Origin of the sequence: Liquorilactobacillus mali KCTC 3596 = DSM 20444, assembly GCF_000260415.1 — a bacterium.
GTDB classification, from domain to species: Bacteria; Bacillota; Bacilli; order Lactobacillales; family Lactobacillaceae; genus Liquorilactobacillus; species Liquorilactobacillus mali.
The window spans coordinates 1-7,726 of sequence record NZ_BACP01000052.1; the positions used below are offsets into that span (position 1 = coordinate 1).

Below are 7,726 nucleotides of genomic sequence, written 5' to 3' on the forward strand. Positions count from 1 at the left end.
GGAACCTTTTTTGTTTCGAATAGGGGGGTGAGCACATGCAGAACCAACAGTTGTGGGAAAATTTTATTGCAGGAAATAAGTTGGCCGCCGACACATTGGATACTAAGATTGCTGATTCATGGAAATCTTGTTTGCGAGCAAAGATTGATCCATACCTTATTAAGCCACAAAAAATTCTCTCGGCAGCGGAGCTGTTTAATAAACAACAGCAATACAGCAAATTGATTGAAGTGGTTAGAGAACAGATCAAAATGTTCGAGACAAACTTTATCTTAGAGAAGCCAGTCTTTATTTTGACTGATGAAACAGGAAATATTTTATGGCGCGATGGTAATTTGCAAGCACAAGAGAATGCAAACGAGTTCTATTTTAGAGAAGGAACGATGTGGACAGAGCTTAATGTTGGAACAAATGCAATCGGTATTGCTATACGGACTAAACAAGATGAGCACGTTACTTCGGAAGAACACTATGCTTTTGCTTCAAGGCAATGGAGTTGCTCGGCCTCACCCATTCTAGATGAAGAAGGTGACGTTTTAGGTGTCTTAGATATTTCAACGTTGCACAACGATTCAGCCAAGGATGCCTTGTTTTGGCTGACAATGTTGACCCAACGGATATCAAATACTTTGATTCGCGAAGAGCTTGAACGGCGGAAAGAATTATTACAATACTGCATATTACACCAGCCTAATGAGCTTTTATGCGATACGCATTTTAAGCTTGTAAGCATACCTGAAAAAGACAGTGAGCGGTATGAACTGGGAAGTGATATCCACAATTATATTGATGCAAAAACAATCTATAAAAGTGAGAAGATTTACTTTAAAAATAAACTAATTGGTTACAAGATGCATATTTTTACTAAATCATCGCAGCCAAATAAGTTCTATTACCCCGGTGTGCCAACAACTAACAAAGCCTACAGCCAGTTTTTGAAACGTGTTTTGAAACTAGCAAGTAGCAATTTACCAATTCACCTTTTTGGAGAGTCTGGCACGGGAAAAGAAGTACTGGCACGAACAATTCACTATAATAGTGCAGTTGGAGGTGGCCCACTAGTAGCGCTCAACTGTGGAGCCTTAAACCAAGATTTGCTTGAAAGTGAGCTCTTTGGTTATGCTCCTGGGGCTTTCACGGGTTCTAACGTTAAGGGCCAGAAAGGAAAAATTGAGCAGGCAGATGGTGGAACGTTATTTTTAGATGAAATCGAAAGTATGTCTATGAGAATGCAGACAGCTTTATTACGTGTTATTGAGGAGAAGAGCATCATGCCGATTAATGGAGGGCCGCGTAAAGTTTCTTTTCGATTAATAACTGCCAGTAATCTTGATTTACGAACTTTGGTTCAGCAAAAAAAGTTTCGTGAAGATCTCTTTTATCGAATCTACGTTTGTCCAGTTCAAATTCCGCCTTTACGTGAACGAATGGAAGATATCAGACAGCTAATTGTGGCCTTTTGCAAGAAAAAGAAATGGCATATGAGCTGGCAGGACAAGTTGTATAGTATTAGCTGTACTTATTCATGGGATGGAAATGTCCGAGAGTTTAACAACTTTTTGGAACGATTATATCTTTTTTACGAATTACAACAGCCAACGGATACACAAATCAGACAGCTGATAGAAGAGGGAACTTTAGCTCCTGAAGTTCAAAAGAAAACAGCAGATTCTTTTTTAGGTTCTACAAAGCACAAGCTGCCATCTAAGAGTAAGGCCAAGGAAGCAGAAAAACTGCAGGAAGTGTTGGAGCAGAATCATTACCATATTAGTAAAACAGCAGATGAATTGTGTATTTCACGGACGACTTTGTACCGTAAGATGAAAAAGTATGGATTAAAATACTGAACAAAGCAGTTAAGATAATAGTTACAAATTGTTTCATTTATAACACTATGTACAGAAAATGAATGCAACAATTATTGGTAAATAATAATTGAGAATAAAGCAAGTATGGATAGCTATATAATTTTTAATAAATTATTTGTTTTTAAATTTTAAAAAAGGGCTAGATCAAAAAATAAATTTTTGTCTGGCCTCTTTTTTGACTCCGAATAAAAGTATCACATAAGTCAAAATACTCAATCTAATTGTAAAATATTTATGGCAAAAGATACACTATGTTCGTAATTCAGGAGTAGTACTCAAATATTATTGTCATTTGTCAGATTTCCTTTTTTGATAAAAACGAACAACTGTATGTGCATGAATCAAAACTCAGATAAAAAATAACGCTAATTAATAGTATTAATAATAATTTAATTATTTGATGAATAAACTGATTACACGAAAATTATTGGCATGGAATTTGCTTATAAATAAGTGAGAGGGTAAGAAAACTTTTACAAGGGGGGAAGCACTTTATGACAAGTTATGATGTTGCAGTTGTTGGAGCAGGCCCGGGTGGTTACATTGCAGCGATCCATGCTGCTCAATTGGGCAAGAAAGTAGTAGTAATTGAGAAAAAGGATATTGGTGGTGTTTGTTTAAATGCTGGCTGTATTCCATCCAAGAGTTACTTAAAACATAGTCATTGGGCACTGGCTGCTAAAGAAGCTAGCCAGTTTGGGATTGCAATGGAAATAAAAGATGTTGATTTTCCTAGACTGGTTAAGCGGAAGGATCGTGTAGTTGCAACCCTGCAAGGTGGAATTAGACAGTTGTTCAAGTCAAATAAAATCACATATATTGAAGGTGAGGCTTCATTAACTAAGGAAAGGCAGTTAAGTGTTGCTGGCAAAACAATCATGGTTAAAGATATTCTTTTAGCAATGGGGGGACATCCGTTCATTCCACCAATTAATGGGATTGATAAAGTTAAGTATCTAACTACTGATACATTTTTCAAAATGACTGATCTTCCGCAAAAATTGGTCATTATTGGTGGTGGGATTATTGCTGTTGAGCTTGCGTTTGCAATGCAGCCGTTGGGCGTTGATGTTATTCTGCTTGAGGTAGCGCCTGATATTTTGCTGACTGAGGACGAAGAAGCACGGAAAATCATTAAACAAAAATTACAGAGTATGGGAATTGTTGTTAAGTCAGGTGTCAAGATCAAGCAAGTTACTCCTAAGCAGGTTCAGTTGACCGATAGTACTTACGAGTTTAATCAGTTGTTGGTCGCAACTGGTCGCAGAGCTAACCTTGAGTTGGCTAAGAAGGCTGGAATTACATTAGACGAGGGACAGCGCTTTGTCAAAGTCGATCAGCATTACCAAACAAGCCTTCCGCACGTTTATGCAATTGGCGATTTGATTGGCGGATATCAATTAGCACATGTAGCCAGTGCGGAGGGCATCATCGCGGTGGATACTATTTGTGGTGAGAAACAAGCCCCAGTAGCACAACGTTACATTCCGCGATGCTTGTATACAGATCCTGAAGTTGCAAGTTTTGGATTAAGTGAGACACAGGCTGCGGAAAAAGGCTTTGAAGTTGTTGTCAAGAGTGCGCCGTATACCAGCAATGGGAAAGCAATTGCTGGTGAGGAAGCAACCGGTTTTGTGAAAATCATCAGTGAAAAGAAATATCATGAAATTCTTGGTGCAGTTATCGTTGGCAGTAATGCCACTGAAATGATTCATACTATTTTAGCTGTCAGCAAGGCGGAAGGAACAGTCGACGAATTGGATGATGTTATTTTTGCACATCCAACCCTATCAGAATTAACAGGTGAAGTTGCTCATATGTTGGAAAATAGTTAAGAAAAGGGGTTTAGACCAAAAACCTAAGCAAAGTTGATTTTACTAATGACATGAGGAGGCAATAAAAATGGAGAAATTATCAAAGAAACGTGCTGAATGGATCTATAAGAAAATGAACGATATTCGTAACTTTGAAGATGAAGTGCATCAAATTTTTTCAACAGGCTCTATTCCAGGTTTCGTTCATCTGTATGCAGGTGAAGAAGCAATCGCAACTGGAGTCTGTGCACATCTGACAGATAAGGACTACATTACCAGTACTCACCGTGGGCATGGGCACTGTATCGCAAAGGGCTGTGATTTAGATAAAATGATGGCCGAAATCTACGGAAAAGAAACGGGTCTTTGTAAAGGCAAGGGCGGTTCAATGCATATTGCTGACATTGATAAGGGAATGTTAGGTGCCAACGGAATGGTTGGCGGTGGTTTTCCAATTGCAATCGGGGCGGCTTTACGCAACAAATATTTAAAAACGGATGATGTTGCAGTCTGTTTCTTCGGTGATGGAGCTGCTAACGAGGGTACTTTCCATGAGAGTATCAATATGGCATCCATCTGGAAATTGCCAGTTGTATTTGTAAATGAGAATAATTCCTATGGTGAGGCTACTCCGCAAAAATATGCATCAGGTTCTAAACGGATTGCTGATCGCGCATCAGCTTATGGTATTCCAGGTGAAACAATTGATGGTAAGGACTTAATGGCCGTATACGAGGCAGCGGGCAAGGCCATTGATCGTGCGCGTAAAGGTGAAGGGCCAACATTGATTGAATGTATAACTTATCGTAATTATGGACACTTCGAAGGTGATGAACAAAAGTATAAGGCTAAAGAAGGGCAAGAAAAAGATTTGGCAGACCGCGATAGTATTCCAGAATTTCGGGAATATGCAGTTGCTGAAAAATTATTGAGTGCCGAAAAGGCAGATCAAATTGAACAGACTTCAGTTGAAGATATTGAACATGCTATCAAATTTGCCGAGGAGAGTCCTATCCCAAAACCGGAATCCTTGTATGAAAATGTTTTTGTTGATTAAACGGATAGAAAGGAGAATGCAGTATGGCTAGACGAATAACATTTATGAAAGCAATCAATGAAGGCCTGGATATGGCGATGGAAAAGGACGAGCGGGTTATCCTTTTGGGTGAGGATATTGCCGGTGGAGCTAAAGTTGATCATTTAGCGAAGCAAAATGAAGATGCCTGGGGTGGCGTTTTTGGTGTAACCAAGGGACTCATGCCTAAATATGGACGTGAACGTGTGATTGACACCCCAATTTCTGAAATGGGATATATGGGAGCTTCGGTTGGAGCTGCAGCAACAGGTTTACGTCCTGTGCCAGAACTGATGTTTAATGATTTTATCGGCTTCTGTTTGGATACTATTTTGGCACAGGGTTCCAAGATGCGCTACATGTTTGGCGGTAAAGCTAAGATTCCAATGACAATCCGGACCTGTCACGGTGCAGGTGCGAGTGCAGCTGCACAACATTCAGGTTCTTATTATGGAATATTGGCTTCAATTCCAGGAATCAAGGTGGTCGTTCCTTCTAATCCGTATGATGCAAAGGGCTTACTGATAGCTGCGATTGAGGACGATAATGTGGTTGTTTTTTCAGAAGATAAGACACTTTATGGTCTCAAGGATGAGGTCCCAGAGGAATATTATAAGGTTGAAATTGGTAAAGCAAAAATTAAACGTGAAGGCACTGACCTGACGATTGTAACGATTGGAAAAATGCTTTATGTTGCTTTAGAAGTTGCAGAACGATTGGCAAAAGACGGAATTGAAGTCGAAGTGATTGACCTTATTACGGTTGCACCTTGGGACCAAGAAACTGTTATCAATTCGGTTAAGAAAACGGGACGCTTAATAATAATCGATGAGGCTAATCCACACAACAATACGGCAACAGACATTGTTGCAGTTGTTGGCGACCAGGCATTTGATTATTTAGATGGACCGATCAAAAAGGTTTGTGCACCAAATACACCGGTACCATTTGCAACTAACCTGGAACAATTGTATTTGCCTAATGCAGATCGGGTAATTGAAACGGCAGCAGAATTGATTGACGACTTGAAGAAATAAAGGGGGTGTTAGCATGGCAACAGAGATCATAATGCCAAAACTTGGTCTGACTATGACAGAGGGAACAGTCTATGAATGGGTCAAAAATGAGGGTGATGAAGTCAAAAAAGGCGATATTGTTGCAGCAATTAATTCTGAAAAACTGACTGCCGATGTTGATGCTCCTGTTGATGGAATTCTAATTAAAATATTGGTGCATGAAGGTGAAGATGCCAAGTGTAAGGATCCAATCGGATATATCGGAGCCGCTGGAGAAAAGGTTGGTGAAGGTGGAGCAGTGGAACAAGTACCAGTAGAATCAAAAGAAGAGGCTGATAATGCAGAACAAGTTGAGGAATCACAGGTTCAGGCAGACAAACAGTCAATAGTAGCAGAACAAGGCAATAGTGATAAAGAACGTGTCTTCGTCACACCTTTGGCACGTAAAATAGCTGCAGAAAAAGGCCTTGACTACCATCAAATCATAGGAACTGGGGGCAATGGACGAGTAACCAGGCGTGATGTTGAAAACTATGTTCCGACAGCACGTCCAGTCGAGACAAGTTCGGTTGCATCCGCAAAAGCCGGCGCTGGTTTAACAGGGATGCGTCAAGTAATCGCCCAGCGGATGATGAGTAGTCTGCAGAATACAGCACAGGTTACCCTGCAACTTAAGGCTGATATTACGAAGCTAATGTCTTTCAGAAAAGAATTGAAACAGAAGGTAAATCAGCCTTTAGTTGATGGACAGTTAAGCTTGACAACGCTTGTAACCAAAGCCGCTATTTTGGCACTTAAGGACACGCCAAAAATGAATGCATGGTATCATGATGGTTTATATGAAAAAGTTACAGATGTTAATATCGGAATGGCTGTTGCCGTTGATAATGGGTTGGTAGTTCCGGTAGTTAAATCTGCGGATTCAATGACATTGACAGAATTGGGCAGGTCCTTGAATTCAGTAATAACTGATGCACGTGAGGGTACATTAGAAAGTAGTGCATACAGTGGTGGTACGTTTACAATTAGTAATTTAGGCAAGAGCGGAGTTGAGTATTTTACACCAGTTATTAATCAACCTGAGATTGGAATCCTAGGAGTGGGTACATTGCTGAAAGAACTTGCTCTCAATGATGATGGTAAGGTAAATCAGTTGCTTAAATTGCCACTAAGCTTAACTTTTGATCATCAGATAATCGATGGAGCACCTGCAGCAGACTTTTTGGCAGAAATAGTTTCATATCTAGAAGATCCATATATGTTGGTACTGTAATTAAAATGAGAAGGTCAAACGTATTGTGTTTTAGTTTTAAATAGAGGGGACTGTGCCATAAGTCCCTAAGTTAAAGAGCTTCACCAGAGAAAGTAATGATTTTTCTGGTGAAGCTCTTTTGGTATAATTAAAAATAAAAAAGCACTGGTTGCAGCCAGCACTTTCAAAAACTAACCAAATATCTAAAGCAAAATAACTTTATTGATGAGGTTACTTTTATTGATGGAACTAAAATTTTAGCCGATGCAATAAATATAGTTTTGTTTGGCGTAAGAATACTGTTCGTTTTGACAAGCTTAATCGCTCTGCGATTATATCCCTTCTCGAAGAATTAAATGAAGCTAAGTTTAAGTGCCAGCTCTCAGCAGAGACAGATCTTACTTTAGAAATACTTGATGAAATTATCTTGCGGTTAGAGAACAAATTGAAAGATCTGAATAAAAAGATTGAAAAAGAGCACAACTCTCCAAACCCAGACAAGTCCAGACGTCGAAAACTGAAATCGTTAAAACGAGAACTTAAGTTACGCCAAACTAAGTTATTGACATAGGAACACCCATAGAATAAATACAACTCATTATCGGCAGGAAGAAATCGTAGGGATTATTAGCATCAAATAGTCCCTTAAAAACGTTGTTAAAATAACCCCAACATCTTGAAGTGCAACACAAAAGTTAGGC

5 protein-coding genes are annotated in these 7,726 nt (G+C 39.4%); all 5 read left to right on the forward strand.

Translation table 11 applies throughout. The features are described 5' to 3' along the window. The first annotated feature begins 35 nt into the window (after positions 1 to 35). The 5 genes from GSM_RS09165 (at position 36) to GSM_RS09185 (ending at position 7,046) form a co-directional block, all read left to right on the forward strand. On the forward strand, positions 36 to 1,847 hold the full coding sequence (locus GSM_RS09165) for a sigma-54-dependent Fis family transcriptional regulator (protein ID WP_003691578.1): 1,812 nt from the start codon (positions 36 to 38) through the stop codon (positions 1,845 to 1,847). Positions 1,848 to 2,362: 515 nt separating this feature from the next. Then, positions 2,363 to 3,703, forward strand: coding sequence for a dihydrolipoyl dehydrogenase (lpdA, locus tag GSM_RS09170; protein ID WP_003691577.1), 1,341 nt, complete (start codon positions 2,363 to 2,365; stop codon positions 3,701 to 3,703). Between the two features lie 67 nt (positions 3,704 to 3,770). Beyond that, entirely contained in the window at positions 3,771 to 4,739 is a 969-nt protein-coding gene (locus tag GSM_RS09175; protein ID WP_003691576.1) for a thiamine pyrophosphate-dependent dehydrogenase E1 component subunit alpha, read from the forward strand. 23 nt (positions 4,740 to 4,762) lie between these two features. Then, positions 4,763 to 5,794 (forward strand): alpha-ketoacid dehydrogenase subunit beta, encoded by a 1,032-nt coding sequence (locus tag GSM_RS09180; RefSeq protein ID WP_003691575.1) that lies wholly within the window; start codon positions 4,763 to 4,765, stop codon positions 5,792 to 5,794. Between the two features lie 13 nt (positions 5,795 to 5,807). After that, positions 5,808 to 7,046 (forward strand): dihydrolipoamide acetyltransferase family protein, encoded by a 1,239-nt coding sequence (locus GSM_RS09185; RefSeq protein ID WP_003691574.1) that lies wholly within the window; start codon positions 5,808 to 5,810, stop codon positions 7,044 to 7,046. Positions 7,047 to 7,726: the final 680 nt, after the last annotated feature.

Bases quoted from the DNA above. Each gene is read 5' to 3' on its own strand.
- GSM_RS09180 (WP_003691575.1), top strand. From the start codon at position 4,763: ATGGCTAGACGAATAACATTTATGAAAGCAATCAATGAAGGCCTGGAT.
- GSM_RS09175 (WP_003691576.1), top strand. From the start codon at position 3,771: ATGGAGAAATTATCAAAGAAACGTGCTGAATGGATCTATAAGAAAATG.
- lpdA (WP_003691577.1), top strand. From the start codon at position 2,363: ATGACAAGTTATGATGTTGCAGTTGTTGGAGCAGGCCCGGGTGGTTAC.
- GSM_RS09185 (WP_003691574.1), top strand. From the start codon at position 5,808: ATGGCAACAGAGATCATAATGCCAAAACTTGGTCTGACTATGACAGAG.
- GSM_RS09165 (WP_003691578.1), top strand. From the start codon at position 36: ATGCAGAACCAACAGTTGTGGGAAAATTTTATTGCAGGAAATAAGTTG.